14 protein-coding genes are annotated in these 17,292 nt (G+C 29.9%); 10 read left to right on the top strand and 4 right to left on the bottom strand.

All coding sequences use genetic code 11. The features are described from left to right. The coding region (locus C4S76_RS07690) for a T9SS type B sorting domain-containing protein (RefSeq protein WP_146105714.1) at positions 1-2,272 on the top strand (2,272 nt) is incomplete at its 5' end. Positions 2,273-2,309: 37 nt separating this feature from the next. Here the strand turns inward: C4S76_RS07690 and hemH are convergent. The 4 genes from hemH to C4S76_RS07670 all read right to left on the bottom strand — a co-directional run bounded on the left by hemH (position 2,310) and on the right by C4S76_RS07670 (position 7,748). Next, positions 2,310-3,338, bottom strand: coding sequence for a ferrochelatase (hemH, locus tag C4S76_RS07685; RefSeq protein WP_105193888.1), 1,029 nt, complete (start codon positions 3,336-3,338; stop codon positions 2,310-2,312). A 445-nt stretch (positions 3,339-3,783) separates the two neighbouring features. Then, positions 3,784-4,845: a class I fructose-bisphosphate aldolase gene (locus tag C4S76_RS07680; RefSeq protein ID WP_105193887.1), complete on the bottom strand. Its 1,062-nt coding sequence runs from the start codon at positions 4,843-4,845 to the stop codon at positions 3,784-3,786. Positions 4,846-4,919: 74 nt separating this feature from the next. Next, positions 4,920-6,182, bottom strand: a complete 1,263-nt coding sequence (locus C4S76_RS07675) for an exonuclease domain-containing protein (protein WP_105193886.1) — start codon at positions 6,180-6,182, stop codon at positions 4,920-4,922. 18 nt (positions 6,183-6,200) lie between these two features. Further along, positions 6,201-7,748 (bottom strand): helicase HerA-like domain-containing protein, encoded by a 1,548-nt coding sequence (locus tag C4S76_RS07670; protein ID WP_105193885.1) that lies wholly within the window; start codon positions 7,746-7,748, stop codon positions 6,201-6,203. A 189-nt stretch (positions 7,749-7,937) separates the two neighbouring features. Here C4S76_RS07670 and dut point away from each other — a divergent pair, with 189 nt between their 5' ends. The 9 genes from dut (at position 7,938) to C4S76_RS07625 (ending at position 17,120) form a co-directional block, all read left to right on the top strand. After that, complete coding sequence (gene dut / locus C4S76_RS07665; RefSeq protein ID WP_105193884.1) at positions 7,938-8,372, top strand: dUTP diphosphatase; 435 nt, start codon at positions 7,938-7,940, stop codon at positions 8,370-8,372. A gap of 46 nt (positions 8,373-8,418) precedes the next feature. Next, a complete protein-coding gene (locus C4S76_RS07660; protein ID WP_105193883.1) occupies positions 8,419-9,435 on the top strand; it encodes a sugar phosphate nucleotidyltransferase in 1,017 nt (338 codons plus the stop codon). Between the two features lie 6 nt (positions 9,436-9,441). Beyond that, a complete protein-coding gene (locus tag C4S76_RS07655; RefSeq protein WP_105193882.1) occupies positions 9,442-10,236 on the top strand; it encodes a DUF4292 domain-containing protein in 795 nt (264 codons plus the stop codon). Next, positions 10,236-11,774 carry a peptidoglycan DD-metalloendopeptidase family protein gene (locus tag C4S76_RS07650; RefSeq protein ID WP_105193881.1) on the top strand — a complete coding sequence of 513 codons (1,539 nt, stop codon included), beginning with the start codon at positions 10,236-10,238 and terminating at the stop codon, positions 11,772-11,774. The genes C4S76_RS07655 and C4S76_RS07650 overlap by 1 nt, the downstream gene beginning before the upstream one ends. Positions 11,775-11,850: 76 nt before the next feature. Beyond that, positions 11,851-12,039 carry a twin-arginine translocase TatA/TatE family subunit gene (gene tatA / locus C4S76_RS07645; protein ID WP_105193880.1) on the top strand — a complete coding sequence of 63 codons (189 nt, stop codon included), beginning with the start codon at positions 11,851-11,853 and terminating at the stop codon, positions 12,037-12,039. 34 nt (positions 12,040-12,073) lie between these two features. Beyond that, positions 12,074-12,679 carry a DUF4254 domain-containing protein gene (locus C4S76_RS07640; RefSeq protein ID WP_105193879.1) on the top strand — a complete coding sequence of 202 codons (606 nt, stop codon included), beginning with the start codon at positions 12,074-12,076 and terminating at the stop codon, positions 12,677-12,679. Between the two features lie 76 nt (positions 12,680-12,755). Beyond that, positions 12,756-13,685 carry a DUF3078 domain-containing protein gene (locus C4S76_RS07635; RefSeq protein WP_105193878.1) on the top strand — a complete coding sequence of 310 codons (930 nt, stop codon included), beginning with the start codon at positions 12,756-12,758 and terminating at the stop codon, positions 13,683-13,685. Between the two features lie 314 nt (positions 13,686-13,999). Next, positions 14,000-14,920, top strand: a complete 921-nt coding sequence (locus C4S76_RS07630; protein ID WP_105193877.1) for a PfkB family carbohydrate kinase — start codon at positions 14,000-14,002, stop codon at positions 14,918-14,920. 85 nt (positions 14,921-15,005) lie between these two features. After that, positions 15,006-17,120 (top strand): prolyl oligopeptidase family serine peptidase, encoded by a 2,115-nt coding sequence (locus C4S76_RS07625; RefSeq protein WP_105193876.1) that lies wholly within the window; start codon positions 15,006-15,008, stop codon positions 17,118-17,120. Positions 17,121-17,292 lie beyond the last annotated feature (172 nt).

Here is a 17,292-nt window from a genome sequence, read left to right as displayed (position 1 = left end):
CGAGCTGAATCCAGAAATCAAAGGGAAATTGGAATTTTGTAAAGGAAAAACTACAATTTTAAGCACAGACAAAATCTATTCAAAATATAGTTGGTCAAATGGACATAATGTTATATCAACAGAACCAACCTGCGAGGTAACAGAAGCGGGAAAATATACCCTAAAAGTAATCGACAAGAACGGCTGCGAAGGAGCAGTAAGTGTACAAGTAGAAGAGTATCCCGAGCCGAATCCTCAAGTCATAGGAAACTTAACCTATTGCCAAGGAGGATTTACCGAATTACAAGGGAACGATGGATATGTCAAGTATACCTGGAGTGGCCCAAATATAAAAGGCGAATCACCCAATCGTATCCATAAGGTAGATCAACCTGGAAAATATACCCTAAAAGTAATCGACAAGAACGGCTGCGAAGGAGTAGTAAGTGTACAAGTAGAAGAGTATCCCGAGCCGAATCCTCAAGTCATAGGAAACTTAACCTATTGCCAAGGAGGATTTACCGAATTACAAGGGAACGATGGATATGTCAAGTATACCTGGAGTGGCCCAAATATAAAAGGCGAATCACCCAATCGTATCCATAAGGTAGATCAACCTGGAAAATATACCCTAAAAGTAATCGACAAGAACGGCTGCGAAGGAGTAGTAAGTGTACAAGTAGAAGAGTATCCCGAGCCGAATCCTCAAGTCATAGGAAACTTAACCTATTGCCAAGGAGGATTTACCGAATTACAAGGGAACGATGGATATGTCAAGTATACCTGGAGTGGCCCAAATATAAAAGGCGAATCACCCAATCGTATCCATAAGGTAGATCAACCTGGAAAATATACCCTAAAAGTAATCGACAAGAACGGCTGCGAAGGAGTAGTAAGTGTACAAGTAGAAGAGTATCCCGAGCCGAATCCTCAAGTCATAGGAAACTTAACCTATTGCCAAGGAGGATTTACCGAATTACAAGGGAACGATGGATATGTCAAGTATACCTGGAGTGGCCCAAATATAAAAGGCGAATCACCCAATCGTATCCATAAGGTAGATCAACCTGGAAAATATACCCTAAAAGTAATCGACAAGAACGGCTGCGAAGGAGTAGTAAGTGTACAAGTAGAAGAGTATCCCGAGCCGAATCCTCAAGTCATAGGAAACTTAACCTATTGCCAAGGAGGATTTACCGAATTACAAGGGAACGATGGATATGTCAAGTATACCTGGAGTGGCCCAAATATAAAAGGCGAATCACCCAATCGTATCCATAAGGTAGATCAACCTGGAAAATATACCCTAAAAGTAATCGACAAGAACGGCTGCGAAGGAGTAGTAAGTGTACAAGTAGAAGAGTATCCCGAGCCGAATCCTCAAGTCATAGGAAACTTAACCTATTGCCAAGGAGGATTTACCGAATTACAAGGGAACGATGGATATGTCAAGTATACCTGGAGTGGCCCAAATATAAAAGGCGAATCACCCAATCGTATCCATAAGGTAGATCAACCTGGAAAATATACCCTAAAAGTAATCGACAAGAACGGCTGTGAAGGAGTAGTAAGTGTAAAAGTAGATGAAAATAAAATTGATGTACATATTATTGGTGAGAAAGAATTTTGTGAAGGAGATAGATCAACATTGTCATCAAATAAAGTTTTTGAAAGTTATGAATGGTCAGATGGTATTAATGCACTTTCTAATAAATCAGAATTTGTAGTAACAAAATCAGGTACTTATTATCTTACGGTAAAATATAAAGGATGTACTAAAACTACTCAGATTACTGTAAAAGCAATACCATATCCTACTATAAGTCAAGTTATAGTATCTAATATTGAAGGAAAAGCAGAAGTAATCGTATACCCTAAGGGAAATTATATATATTCATTAGATTCATTTACTTGGCAATCATCTAATATTTTTGAGAGTTTAAATGTCGGATTTTATAAAGTATGGGTAAAAACTTTGTTAGGATGTACATCAGGTCCTTTTAATTTTAAAATTACAGACATTCCAAATGTAATTACTCCTAACGGGGATGGAATTAATGATACATGGAAATTAAAGAATTTAAGTGTAGGAACCCATATACAAATTTATAATAGGTATGGAAAACTTCTATTTGAAAAACAAGTTATTAATAAAGATGAAATAGTAGAATGGAATGGAAAATATTTAGGTAGAAAAGTTGAATCTTCTTCTTATTGGTATGTTATTACCTTGACTAATGGAAAGAAAATAACAGGTTGGATAGCAGTAAGAAATTATAATGAATTAGATTAATTTCTAAATAAATAATAAAAAATAAACTTAATATAATCTAATTATTTTTACATCGAGTTTTAAGAAAATAATTTATATGATTAATTAACCAATTAACCCAGTTTTCATTTTCATTTAAGCAATCTATATAGTGAAACTCCTTTCCACCATTAGATAAAAATAATTCTTTATCTGCAATAGCTAGTTCTTCCAAAGTTTCTAAACAATCAGAAACAAAGGCAGGAGCTACAACAGCAATTTTTTTTACTCCGGTTTCAGGAAGTTTTATCAAAGTCTGATCTGTATAAGGTTGTAACCATGGTTCTCTTCCTAGACGAGATTGGAAAGTTTGTTTTATTTTTGATTTTTCCAGTCCTAATGTTTCTCTGACTTTTTCAGTAACATAACAGCATTGATGTTTATAGCAATATTTATGTGATTTAAGTCCGGTTTCAATACAGCAACTATCATCTAATCTACACGTTTTAGTAGGGTCTGTTTTAAAAATATGTCGTTCTGGCAATCCATGGTAGCTAAACAATAATAAATCAAAATCCTCAGGAAGATTTGATTCTATATGTTTACTTAAAATTTTTATATATTCATCATCCTTATAAAAAGGAGGTAAAAAAAATAATTTTAAATTAGGAAAGTATTTTTTTTGTATATCTTTTGATTTTTCAACAACAGTTTCAGTTGTACTCATAGCGTATTGAGGATATAAAGGAATTATTAAAACATCTGTAACTCCCTTATTATATAGTTCTTGTAATCCCTTTTTGATAGATGGTTCTTGGTATCTCATAGCTAAAGCAACAGGATGAGTGATTTTTTTCTGTATACTTTTAAATACCCTTTTAGATATAACAACCAGAGGTGAACCTTCTTTCCACCATATACTTTTATAGGCTTGTGCTGAAACTTTAGGGCGCTTAGGTAATATCAATCCCTCAACAATTATTTTGCGTATGATCCATGGGGCATCAATAACTCTCTTATCCATTAGAAATTCACGCAAGTAGATTCGTACATCTTTTTCTGTAGGTGTTTTAGGAGAGCCTAAATTAACCAAAAGTATACCTTTCATTATTTATATATCACTTATATCAATTTTACAAATGTAATAATCTAATAAGTAAAAGTTGTTTTTTTAATATCATTAAATTTTATATATGTATAAAAAAACAAAAATTATAAATTTTGTTTTTTTTAAAATTATTGTGTTAATTTTTTTTATAAAAAAATAAGATAATAAAAATATTCTTGGAAAATTTAGCAATTAAAAGAAGTTATTTTGTTTATAAAATTTATATGTGAATTTTATTATTGAATAAAAAAATATGTCTTAATTATTTATAAATTCAATAGAGAAAAAAGAAAAAAATCATATAATTAGATCAAACCTTTCAGTGTAGATATAATTATTATTGATATGCGAACAAAATATTCAAATTGAAAATTATAATAGCATTGATTTAATAATATTTAGAAAAAAAGACTTCTATTTAATGAAGTCTTTTTTAAATATTGGTTTAAGCCAAAGTAATAGATTTATCTAAATAAACGTCTTGTATGGTATTTAATAATTCAATCCCTTCTTTCATAGTTTTTTGAAAGGCTTTTCTTCCGCAGATTAGTCCCATTCCTCCGGCTCTTTTGTTAACTATAGCAGTAATGACTGCATCTTTTAAATCATCGTATTCATCATGAGATTCTCCTCCTGAATTAATTAAGCCTACTCTTCCCATATAATTATTAATTATTTGATATCTACATAAATCAATCGGATGATCTGTTGAAAGTTCAGAATACATTTTCGGATTAGTTTTTCCAAATTTAATAGAAATAAACCCTCCATTTATATTGGGTAATTTTTGTTTAATAATATCAGCTTTTATAGTTACTCCTATATGGTTAGCTTGTCCGGTAAGATCCGCAGAAGAATGATAATCCATCCCATCTTTTTTAAATGCGTCATTTCTTAAATAACACCAAAGTATAGTAGCCATACCTAATTCATGTGCATATTCAAAAGCTTCGGCAATTTCTATAATTTCTCTTCGGCTGTCTTCAGAGCCAAAATAAATGGTAGCTCCTATAGCTACGGCTCCCATATTCCATGCTTCTTTTACTGTTCCAAACAATATCTGTTTTGGCGTATTAGGATAAGTGAGTAATTCATTATGATTAATTTTAACAATAAAAGGTATTTTATGAGCATATTTTCGAGCCATGGCAGCTAATACTCCATAAGTAGATGCTACAGCATTACAACAACCCTCTATAGCCAGTTTAATAATATTTTCAGGGTCGAAATATAAAGGATTAGCAGCAAATGAAGCACCCGCTGTATGTTCAACTCCCTGATCTACGGGCAATATAGAAACATATCCGGTATTTGCTAAACGACCATGACCTAAAATTGTTTGTAAACTTCTTAGAGTTTGAATATTTCGGTCAGTATTAACCCATACATCATCAATAACACTTGGGCAAGGAGAGTGTAATAGTTTTTTATCTACAGTTTTACAGGTATGTTTCAGATAAAAATCTGATTTATTACCTAACAATTCTAATATTTTTTTTTGTGACATTTTAAAATAAATATTTTAAGGTTTATAATTCATATCTAAGGTATGAAAAAAATTAGAAGTGTAAATAGCTTTTATTAATAAATGATTTTATTTAACCCTTTGTTTACAAATAATTTGTTACGAATTAATAATGAGATATAATGATTACCATGAGCCGGAATCATTATTTTTTTTACTTTTTCTATGTTTTTTATTTGAGAATGAAGAGAATAATAACCATATCCTTTTAATACTCCTTTTTCAATCCATAAAAATGATTTTTCACTTAAAGTTCTACCTTTTCCACTAAGTAATACATATTTTTCTTTCTTTTGTATTTCTGGGTTTATTTTTTTAAATAAATTTTTCGAAAATAAATAGTCCTTTTTATTGTTTTGATTAATAAAATTTTGAGCTTTTTTATAAGATGAAAAGGCTAATAATGCACGTTTTTTATTCGTTTTATTAAGCGGAAAAATAGTAAAATTTTCATTAGAATTTTCTTTGAAAATTCCATAAATAAAAGGTGATAAATTTTTACGTGGTTTAAATTCAGGTTGATTTAGTTTTATCTCATTTTGTGCTTTTACTAAACTTATAATATAGTTACCTGTAATTTCATAACTTATGGTTTCTGTTTTTAATTGTAAAAGTCTAGTCCTTTTTCCTTTACCTGTTAGAATTTGGCGTGCTTTATTAGATATATTAGTATCGTTATCTATATAAATTATTTTACCTTCTTTATTATGAAAGTAAAATACTCCTGTTTCTTGAGGGAGTTCTTCCAATAAACGAATTATCTTTTTATTTAAAGAAGGATATTTTATATGCTTTATAGAAGTTTGTATAATATTTTTTTGAGAATCTTTATCTAGTAATAATTGAAATAGTTTTACAGTAGCTCTAGCATCTCCATGAGCTCTATGTCTATCAGATAAAGGAATACCTAAAGAGGAGCATAATTTACCGAGAGAATAAGATGGGATTCCAGGGATAAGAGTTTTACTTAGAGCAATAGTATCCAGCGTAGGTCTTACAAAATCAAACCCTAAATGAGAAAATTCAGTTCTAATTACTCGGTAATCAAAATTTACATTATGTGCTACTATTGTAGCTTCATCTGTTATTTCCACCAGCCTTTTGGCTAGTTCATGAAATTTAGGAGCTGTTTTAACCATTTTAGGCGTAATTCCTGTTAGTTTTTGTACAAAAAAACTAATTTCTTTTTCAGGGTTTACCAATGATATAAAAGTATCAGTAATTTTTTCTCCATCAAAACGATAAACAGCAATTTCAATAATTCCTTCTTCATTATATTGTCCCCCTGTAGTTTCAACATCTAAAATAGCGTAATTCATAATAAATAAAACCTCTGATCATTTTTTAGCATTTCTTTTATTTTTTATTCCTAAGGTGCCGAAAAACGCTTTTGAGCCTTCTCTTATGAATGTTCGGCTAATATCCCTTACGAAAGGAGAGTTCATTATTGTTTCAAATAAAGAGGGTGAATGCTTCTCAGTATTTTTTGTTTCAGACATAATCTCTTTATTTTTAGTCATATAGGTATAGTCTGAGTTCATTCTTCCACTTAGAATTTCATAAGCACTTTCTTTATTAATATCTTGTGCATATTTTTTAACTAAATCAGAATTATTAACTAAAGTATCAATTTCAGAAGAGGATAGTATATCCATTCGCGAACTTGGAGAAATCATGAAAGTATCAGCTAATGGTGTAGGGATTCCTTTTTCATCTAAAGATGTAATAAATGCTTCACCTATGCTGAGTTGTTGAATTAATTCACTGGTATTATAGTATATAGAAGTAGGGTAATTTTCTACTGCCTTATTTATTTCTTTTTTATCTTTGGCAGTAAATCCCCTTAAAGCATGTTGTATTTTAAGACCTAATTGACTCAAAACTCCTTCAGGGATGTCTCCGGGAACTTGAGTACAAAAATAAATACCAATACCTTTTGATCGTATGAGTTTGATTATGGTTTCAATTTGATTTAATAAAACTTTAGAAGCTTCATTAAAAATGAGATGAGCTTCATCAATAAAAATTACTAATTTGGGTTTGTCTAAATCTCCCACTTCTGGAAAGGTTTGATAAATTTCAGATAATAAACTCAACATAAAAGTTGAAAAAAATTGAGGATATGATTGTATATCTGCTAATCGTATAATATTTATAACCCCTAAATTATCTCGTGTTCGTAATAAATCCTGAGTATCAAAGCTAGGTTCTCCAAAAAAACGAGAAGCCCCTTGTTGTTCTAGAGCAACAATATTTCTCAATATAGTACTCAAAGAACTTGAAGCAATAGATCCATAATTTTGTACAAGTTCAGATTTTCCCTGTTCATTTTCTGTAACAAACTGTAAAACCTTTCTTAAATCATCCAGATCAATTAAAGGTAGTTTTTTGTCATCACAATATTTAAAAATAATTGACATGATACTTGTTTGAGTATCATTAAGGTTTAAAATCTTACTAAGTAAAATAGGACCAAATTCAGTAATAGTAGCTCTAAGTCTTACCCCTTTTTCATCAGAAATTGATAACAATTCTACAGGAAAACTTTTCGCAGAATATTGCATTTTAAGTTTTTCATAACGTTCATGAATTTTGGAGCTGTTAGAATCACCAGGTTCAGCCAAACCACTTAAATCCCCCTTTATGTCCATTAAAAGAGTAGGTATACCTTTAATAGAAAGTTGTTCAGCCAATATCTGAAGAGATTTGGTTTTTCCTGTTCCTGTAGCTCCGGCAATTAATCCATGTCGATTAAGCATTTTTAAAGGAACAGAAATTTCGACTTCCGGAATAACTTCTCCTTCAAATATTCCTTTACCTAAAACAATTTTATCCCCTTTATATGAATATCGGTTGTTAAATTCTTCAATGAATTGTTCCTTCATATTGTGACAATTTTAATAACTTGTAAAGGTAATTAAAATTGTTGATTTTTTATATGATTAATTTTTTTATGTTATATATTGTGTTTTTATAAAATGTTTTATTACAAGTTGTTAGGTGGTGGTAAATAGAATTTTTTACTCGGTTAAACTTTTGTATTTTTGCAATCTTATCATAAGAGAAATAGATATATGAAGATAAAGATTATAAATAAATCGAAACATGAGTTGCCAGAATATAAAACAGCTTTTTCTGCGGGAATGGATTTAAGAGCTAATTTGGATAAATCTATATTACTAAAACCTTTAGAAAGAAAAATCATACCCACAGGTTTATATCTAGAAATACCTCCGGGTTATGAAGGGCAAATAAGACCACGTAGTGGAATGGCTTTTAATCATGGAATAAGTTGTCCGAATTCACCAGGAACGATCGATGCCGATTATAGAGGAGAGTTAGGTGTAATATTAATAAATTTATCTAAAGAAGATTTTGCTATCAATGATGGTGATCGTATAGCCCAACTTATTATTGCAAAACATGAAACTATTATCTGGGAGGAAGTAGAACAACTAAATAATTCAGAAAGAGGAGATAAAGGTTACGGTAGTTCAGGAATTAAATAATAAATAATTAAAATATATATAAGTAAATCTTTTTAATAAACAGAATATGAGAATTATTATTCCTATGGCAGGAAAAGGGTCTCGTTTAAGGCCCCACACCTTAACCGTTCCCAAACCTTTGATTCCAATTGCAGGAAAGCCTATAGTTCAAAGATTAGTAGAAGATATTGTAAAAGTAGTCGATGAAAAAATTGATGAAATAGCATTTATAATAGGAGATTTTGGTCCCGAAATTGAAAAAAAATTAATGTCTATTGCAGATAAATTAGGAACTAAAGCTTCCATATATTATCAATTAGAACCCTTAGGAACAGCACATGCTATTTATTGTGCCAAAGAAAGTATGTCCGGACCTGTAATTATTGCTTTTGCGGATACTTTATTTAAAGCTGATTTCCAATTAGATAAACACTCTGATGGAGTAATATGGGTGAAAAAAGTTGAAGATCCAAGCGCTTTTGGAGTGGTGAAATTAGATGCTTATGGAATTATTGAAGGAATTGTAGAGAAACCGCAAAACTTTGTTTCAGATTTAGCCATAATAGGTATTTATTATTTTAAAGAAGCAGAAAAATTAATGTCTGAAGTAGACCACCTAATAAATCATAATATAAGAACAGGAAATGAATATCAACTTACCGATGCTTTAGATAATTTGCGAGAAAAAGGAGCTAAATTTACTTTAGGAAAAGTAGATGATTGGATGGATTGCGGAAATAAAAATGCAACCGTAGAAACTAATTCTAAAATTTTAGAATATGAAAAACAAGAAGTTTCTATATATCCGGATAATGCTGAAATTATAAATAGCCTTATCATACCTCCATGTTTCATAGGTGAAAATGTTAAAATTGTAAATTCCAAAATAGGACCCAATGTGTCTTTAGGAAATGGTACTAAAATTAATAATAGTAATATAGAAAATTCATTAATACAAGAAAATACATATATTCGATATGGAAATCTTAACAATTCAATGATTGGGAATTCCTCTAAATATTTTGGAGTATCCAGCGCTTTGAGTTTAGGAGATTATAGTGTTATGGATTTTCAATCAAAATAGAAAAACGTGAAGAAATTAGTTTTTATACTAGTCATTACCTTCGCATTGGTGTCCTGTCATACACAAAAAAATGCGGTTATAAAAGGAAAAGATATAAAGTTTGAAAATTTAGATGAAGAAAAATTATTCAAAAATATTGCAGCTCCCTTAAATTTTACAAATTTAAAAATAAAAGCAAGTGCAGATATCGAATCAGGGAATAGCTATCCGGCAATAAACTTAACTTTATATTTTGAAAAAAATGAGCAAATCTGGGCAAATGCGTCACTTTTATTACCTTTAGCCAGAGCAAGCATCAAACCTTCAGGCTTTAAAATGTATGAGCGAATAAACAAGACTTATATTGATTCAGATTTTGATTACGTTAAAAATTTGTTAAAAATCAATTTTATTGATTATCAGAATATAGAAAATTTATTATTAGGTAAATTATTTTTTCCTGTAAATAAAGGGGATTATGATTTTTCTATAAATAACAACAATTATATATTAACTTCTTCTAAACCCATTAAAATAGGAAAAGACGGCGAAGCAAGGAGTTTTGCAATTCAAATTACATATGATTCCAATTTTAATTTAAAAGAAGTAATTTTAGAAGATAAAAATTCACAATCCTTATTAAAACTCAATTATGGAGATTATGTGAATTTTGAAAACACAATTTTACCAAAAAATATTAAAATTTTCATAAAAGACAAAAAAGAGACTAAAATTTCTTTAGATTATAATAAATTTGAATCAATAAAAATGGATACACCGTTTGAAATCCCTAAAGGATATGTTCAAAGAAAAATTAACTAATGGAGAAAAAGAAAATAGTATACACTTTTTGTTTGTTTTTTATTACACTTTTAGTATTTAGCCAACAGCCAAATAGAAAAGAGTTATTACAGAAACAAAGTGCACAACTAAAACAGGAAATTTCAGATCTTAATAAAGCTTTAGCAGCTAGTAAAAACGAATCTAAAACATCTATACTTTATATAGCTAATCTTACAAAAAAATTAGAGGCACGAACAGCTTTAATTTTAACAGGTAAAAAAGAAACTCGCATTTTAGAAGATGAAATATATTTAAATCAGTTAGAAATCAATAAACTACGAAGAGATTTGTCAGAATTACGTGAAAATTATGCAGAGGTTTTGATTCGATCTTATAAAAATAAATCTATACAAAATAAAATACTATTTATACTTTCATCCAAAAATATATCGCAGGCGTTTCGACGAATTAAATATTTACAAAAATATTCCGAATATCAGGATGAAAAAGTAGCAGAAATTAATGAAAAACAAGCTGCTATTTTAAAAACTATAGATTCCAGAGAAAAGGCTAAAAAAGAAAAACTGATGGTTCTTTCTCAACAACAAGTACAAGTAAATCAATTAGATATAGAGAAAAAAGAAAAAGAAGTAGTAGTTGCACAGTATATTAAACAACAAGGCGATATGATTGCTAAAATAAAAGAAAAGCAACTACAAAGACAGGCATTGGAACGTCAGGTACAAGCAATAATTGCTGAAGAAATAAGATTAACTAAAGCGAAAGAAGCTGAAGCGAAAAGAAGAGCAGAAGAGGCAGAACGATTAAGAAAAAAAACCATAGAGGAAGAGAAAGCTAAAAAAGCAAGAGAAGATCAATTGGCAGCTGAAAGGCTTGCTGCAGAAAAAGCGAAAGCTGCGGAGATTGCAGCCAAAAATGCTCTTGCAGCCAAAAAAGCTGCAGAAAAGGAAGAAAATGATAAAATTGCAGCCAAAAAAGCCGAAGAATCCAGAAAATTAGCAGAAAGGGCAGTTGCTGAAAAAAGAGCAGCAGAAAAAATATTAGCCAAAAAAACCTCTGAAGCAGATGTTGCAGAAGCAAAAGCAGTTGAAAAAAGGAAATCAATAGGAGCCACTTCTTCCCCAATATCACCATCAGAAACCTTATCTAAATCTTTTGAAGCCAATAAAAATTCATTACCTTGGCCAGTAAATGGTACTGTTGTCTCGCATTTTGGGAAAACTCCACACCCCGTAGTCCCTAATATTACAGTTGAACATCAAGGCGTAGAAATCGCAGCTTCTTCAGGTAGCTTGGCAAAAGCAGTATTCAATGGTTCGGTAAGTAAAATTATGATAATTCCGGGAGGGGGGAAAGCTGTATTGATAAGTCATGGGAACTACTTTACTTTATATGCAAATCTTTCTACGGTTATTGTCTCAGAAGGAGATAAAATAAAAACAGGTCAAGCTTTAGGGAAAATTTATACAGATGATAGTAATAACACTCTTTTAGGCTTTCAGGTATGGAAAGGTACAGTTCCTCAAAATCCATCTAATTGGATTTCAGGAATGTAAAAAAATAATAAATTCAGAATGAATTCATTAAAAGAATTATTATTATCTTTGATGTCAATATTAAAAAAAGAGGAATATGAGGTTATTTGAGCATCCAATGTCAATAGTAATCATTTTAGTAGTGGTTTTATTATTGTTTGGAGGAAAAAAAATTCCGGAATTAATGAAAGGATTAGGAACGGGATTAAGGGAATTTAAAGATGCTACTAAATCTGAAGATAAAAAAGATAATTCTTCCCAATCCTCATCTAATAAAGAAGAATAAAAACTACTTTTAATTTATTACTAAATTATCATTAATGAAATTTACAGAAAAAGCTTGGGAAATTTTTAATCAAAGTATTCAAGATTATCATATTCAAGATAATATTTTTCAATCTATAAATAATCCCTATCCTAAAGGTGAAATAGAGCATCTTCTTTATTTAAAAAATTGGATAGACACTGTACAATGGCATTTAGAAGATATAATCAGAGATGAAAATATAGATCCGGCTGAAGCTTTAAAATTAAAAAGATGGATCGATAAATCTAATCAAGAAAGAACAGATAGGGTTGAAAATTTAGATAGTTGGTTTTTAAATAAATATAAAGAAGTTAAAATAAGGCCTGATGCAAAGATAAATACAGAAAGTCCTGCTTGGGCTATTGATAGACTCTCTATTTTAGCATTAAAAATTTATCATATGCAAATAGAAGTTGACAGAAAAGATAGTTCAATTGAACATCAAGAAAAATGTAGGGCTAAATTAAAAATTTTATTAGACCAACACAAAGACCTTTCTACCGCGATAGAAGAATTATTGCAAGATTACCAATCAGGTAATAAATTTATGAAGGTTTATAAACAAATGAAAATGTATAATGATAAAGAATTAAATCCGGTTTTATATAATAATAAATAAATAGGATTTAATTTCAAAAGGTGTGTTTAGATAATATAATATATTGTAAATTCCTACTCATTAACTTTATATCAAAATGTCAAGAAAAATAGTTTTTTTATATCTATTTTTGTTTAATTTTTTAATTCTCTTTTCTCAAGAAAAAGTAGACAAACCCTCTACAGAAATAAAAGATACACTTTCAGCAAAAAAAATAAGTAATTGGGAGGTTTTAGGGAGAAATTCATTGTCATTATCTCAAAATGCTTTTTCAAATTGGGTAGCAGGTGGAACAAATTCTTTTGGGGTGAATGTAAAAACTAATTATGAATTTAATTACAAAAAAGGGAAGCATATTTGGAATAATAAAGTTAGTATAGCTTATGGGCAATTAAGTAATGAAGGTGAGAAACCGAAAAAAACAGATGATAATGTTTTTATATCATCTACCTATGGAAATGAGATTAGTAACCATTGGTATGGAAGTATAGCTATGTCTTTACAGACTCAAATAGCCAATGGGTATGATTATAATACTTACCCCAATTACACACCTAAAGACCGAAGGTCTGCATTTATGGCTCCGGGCTATTTTACTTTAGGTGTTGGTTTTGAATATAAACCTCAAGGTAAATTTCAGTTATCATTATATCCTATAACCTCTAAAACTACCTTTGTTTTAGATAAAAAATTACAGAAAAAAGGAAATTTTGGTTTGCGTAATGATGGAGATTCTGAATATTTGGAATTAGGTGCTTATATAGGAATTAAATACGAATTGGAGATTATGAAAAATATAACCTGGAAAAGTGATTTAAACTTCTTTACCAATTATCTTTCCCATACAGAAAGAATCGATATGAATTTTAATACCATTTTTGACATGAAAGTAAATGATTACGTTTCAGCGATTCTTTCATTTAATGCGCTATATGATCATGATCAGCTAAAAAAAATGCAAATTAAACAAACTTTAGGAATTGGATTTACATATGCCTTTAAAAATACAAACAAGGATAAATCCTAATTTTATTATTTGCCAATAGTTTTTATATATTCAAATATTTAATAATAAATAACTTCAATAAATTAATTATAAAAACAAATAATCTAATAAAAGCTTCTTAATAGTAAATTAAGAATACAAGATTTTATAAAAAATTGAAAATTTGATTATCCAAAATTAATTTTTTAGAATAATTTTAAGTTTATATTGTTAATGGCATAGATTTAATTTATAAAAAAATCTTCAATAAAAAATGAATTTTATATAAAAATTCTTTTTTACATCTTTCAATTACGCCTATATTTGCAACTGTTTTTGTTTTAAAGATAATAATTATGAAATTGTTGACTGTCGGCACAGTTGCTTTTGATGCAATAGAGACACCATTTGGTAAAACAGATAAAATTTTAGGAGGAGCAGCTACTTATATAGGATTAGCAGCTTCAAAATTAGGAGCTCAGGTTAATATTGTTTCTGTAATAGGAGGAGATTTTCCTCAAGAATATATAGAGGTTTTTCAAAAAAATAAAATAGGTATTGAAGGAATAAAAGAGATAAAAGAGGGTAAAACATTTTTTTGGGCAGGAAAATATCATATAGATATGAATAATAGAGATTCATTGGCAACAGAACTCAATGTTCTGGAAAACTTCGACCCTGTAATTCCTGAAAACCAAAAAGATTCCGAAATTCTTATGCTAGGAAATTTACATCCGGCAGTTCAGTTATCTGTATTAAATCAAATGAAAAAGAAACCTGAACTAACTATTCTAGATACTATGGATTTTTGGATGAATTCTACCTGGGATCTTTTAATGCAAGTAATATCAAAAGTAGATGTAATTACTATAAATGATGCAGAAGCTCGTCAGTTATCTGGAGAGTTTAGTTTAGTTAAAGCAGCACAAAAAATTCAAGAGATGGGTCCGGAAGTAGTAGTTATTAAAAAAGGAGAACACGGAGCATTATTATTTAATAAAAAACAAGTATTTTTTGCCCCGGCTTTACCTTTAGAAGATGTTTTTGACCCAACAGGAGCAGGGGATACTTTTGCCGGAGGTTTTGCAGGTTATTTAACACAAACCGGAGATCTTTCTTTTGAAGGATTAAAAAAAGCCATAATAGTAGGAAGTGCCTTAGCCTCATTTACTGTAGAAAAATTTGGTACAGAAAAATTACAGGAATTAACCTCACAAGAATATAAATCAAGATTAGAAGAATTTAAAAATTTAACAGAATATAATTATATAATTTAAAAAATATAGAAAAAATTATGAGAAAAGCCTTTAATTACTTAATTAAAGGCTTTTTGTAAATTTATACTTTATAAAAAAATAATTTATGATAAATGCAAAATTTATAACCATAGGTTTGGTTTCAACATTTTTAATAAAGGCACAAAATATGAAATACCCTGAAACAGAAAAACAAAATATAACTGATGAATATTTTGGAGAAAAAATACCTTCCCCTTATAAGTGGTTGGAAGATGATCAATCCCCAAAAACCCAGAAATGGGTAAAAGAACAGAATACTGTAACTTTTGAATATTTAAATAAAATCCCATATAAAAGTCAGCTAAGAGATCAACTTACAAAGCTTTGGAATTATGAAAGAGTTTCGGCTCCTTTTGAAAGTGGAGACTATACTTACTATTTCAGAAATAATGGATTACAGTCACAATCTGTTTTATATAGAAAATTAACCAAGGGAGGACCTGAAGAAATATTTTTAGATCCGAATAAATTTTCAGAAGACGGAACATCTTCATTAGGTGAAATATCTTTCAGCAAAGATGGAAGTCTTGTAGCATATCAGGTTTCAGAAGGAGGATCAGACTGGAGGAAGGTTGTTGTATGGGATACCAGGACAAAAAAGCAAATAGGAGAAACATTAAATGATGTAAAATTTTCTAATATAGCATGGAAAGCTAATGAGGGTTTTTATTATTCCAGTTATGATAAGCCCAAGGAAGGAAGTTCACTATCGGGTAAAACAGAACATCATAAACTTTATTTTCATGATATAAGAGAATCACAGTTTCAAGATAAAATTATTTTTGGAGGAGATGAAATTCCAAGAAGATACATTAATGCAACTATTACAGAAGATCAAAGATATCTAGTAATTACAGCCGCAAATTCTACATCAGGGAATGAACTATATATTCAGGATTTCAAAAATTCCAATAAGATAATACCTGTTATAACCGGGTTTTCTAACACTTATAATGTAGTAACTACAGAAGGAGACTGGATATATATACAAACAAATCAAGATGCTCCTAATCAAAAATTAGTAAAATTACATTCATCACATATTGGCAATAAAATTCTTGATTTAAAAATCGTAATTCCGGAAATAAATTCTGTATTGCAAGTAACAACGGCTAATAAAACTTTATTTGCGAAATATATTGTAGATGTATACACCGAAGTAAAACAGTATGATCTGAGTGGTAAAATACTTCATACTATTCAATTACCGGGATTAGGCCAGGCGACCGGCTTTTCAGGAAAAAATAATCAAAAAGAAATTTATTACTCGTTTACCAGCTATATATATCCGTCCACTATTTTTAAACTTAACACGGAAACAGGGAAATCAGAAATTTACAGAAAACCAATAATTAACTTTAACCCTAAAGATTTTGAAAGTAAACAGGTTTTTTACGCCTCTAAAGATGGAACAAAAATTCCTATGACCCTTACTTACAAAAAAGGGTTGAAATTAGATGGAAAAAATCCAACTATATTATACGGTTACGGAGGCTTTGAAATAAGTTTACTTCCAACTTTTTCCGTTTCCAATGCGGTGTGGTTGTTAAACGGAGGTATATATGCAGTAGCTAATTTGAGAGGAGGTGGAGAATATGGTAGAAAATGGCATGATGCAGGCACACAACTGAACAAGAAAAATGTATTTGAAGACTTTATAGCTGCAGGAGAGTATCTTATTTCCAATAATTATACATCATCAGGATATATGGCTCTGTCAGGTGGTTCCAATGGAGGATTATTAGTCGGAGCAGTCATGACCATTCGTCCGGATCTTGCTAAGGTAGCTTTGCCTGCTGTTGGGGTATTAGATATGTTGCGTTATCATACCTTTACTGCCGGAGCAGGTTGGGCATATGATTATGGAACAGCAGACGACAATAAAGAAATGTTTGAATATTTGAAATCTTATTCTCCGGTGCATAATGTAAAGAAAGGAACATGCTATCCTGCTACCTTAATAACTACAGGAGATCACGATGACAGAGTAGTGCCCTCACATTCCTATAAATTTGCAGCCGAATTGCAGGCAAAACAAGATTGTTCCAATCCGGTCTTAATACGCATTGAAACCCGTGCAGGGCATGGAGCAGGAAAGCCTACCGATTTAATTTTAGAAGAAACAGCAGATAAATTTTCTTTTGCCCTTTATAATTTTGGAATCAGAGAGTTGAAATAAAATTTTTCTAATTTAAATATAAAATATCAGGAGTTTTATTATAATTGAACTCCTGATATTTTGTTTTCAGTAAAAAAAAATATTTATATATGTTATAAAATAATAGAATAAAAAAAATGTTTATATACAAATATTTTTATACATTTAAATATAGCATAATAAACTACTATGA

The organism is Apibacter adventoris (genome assembly GCF_002964965.1).
GTDB classification, from domain to species: domain Bacteria; phylum Bacteroidota; class Bacteroidia; order Flavobacteriales; family Weeksellaceae; genus Apibacter; species Apibacter adventoris.
Note: the sequence above shows the minus strand (reverse complement) of the source record. Positions and strands in the feature narration are given on the sequence as shown.

Bases quoted from the DNA above. Each gene is read 5' to 3' on its own strand.
- hemH (WP_105193888.1), bottom strand. From the start codon at position 3,338: ATGAAAGGTATACTTTTGGTTAATTTAGGCTCTCCTAAAACACCTACA.
- C4S76_RS07680 (WP_105193887.1), bottom strand. From the start codon at position 4,845: ATGTCACAAAAAAAAATATTAGAATTGTTAGGTAATAAATCAGATTTT.
- C4S76_RS07675 (WP_105193886.1), bottom strand. From the start codon at position 6,182: ATGAATTACGCTATTTTAGATGTTGAAACTACAGGGGGACAATATAAT.
- C4S76_RS07670 (WP_105193885.1), bottom strand. From the start codon at position 7,748: ATGAAGGAACAATTCATTGAAGAATTTAACAACCGATATTCATATAAA.
- dut (WP_105193884.1), top strand. From the start codon at position 7,938: ATGAAGATAAAGATTATAAATAAATCGAAACATGAGTTGCCAGAATAT.
- C4S76_RS07660 (WP_105193883.1), top strand. From the start codon at position 8,419: ATGAGAATTATTATTCCTATGGCAGGAAAAGGGTCTCGTTTAAGGCCC.
- C4S76_RS07650 (WP_105193881.1), top strand. From the start codon at position 10,236: ATGGAGAAAAAGAAAATAGTATACACTTTTTGTTTGTTTTTTATTACA.
- tatA (WP_105193880.1), top strand. From the start codon at position 11,851: ATGAGGTTATTTGAGCATCCAATGTCAATAGTAATCATTTTAGTAGTG.
- C4S76_RS07640 (WP_105193879.1), top strand. From the start codon at position 12,074: ATGAAATTTACAGAAAAAGCTTGGGAAATTTTTAATCAAAGTATTCAA.
- C4S76_RS07635 (WP_105193878.1), top strand. From the start codon at position 12,756: ATGTCAAGAAAAATAGTTTTTTTATATCTATTTTTGTTTAATTTTTTA.
- C4S76_RS07630 (WP_105193877.1), top strand. From the start codon at position 14,000: ATGAAATTGTTGACTGTCGGCACAGTTGCTTTTGATGCAATAGAGACA.
- C4S76_RS07625 (WP_105193876.1), top strand. From the start codon at position 15,006: ATGATAAATGCAAAATTTATAACCATAGGTTTGGTTTCAACATTTTTA.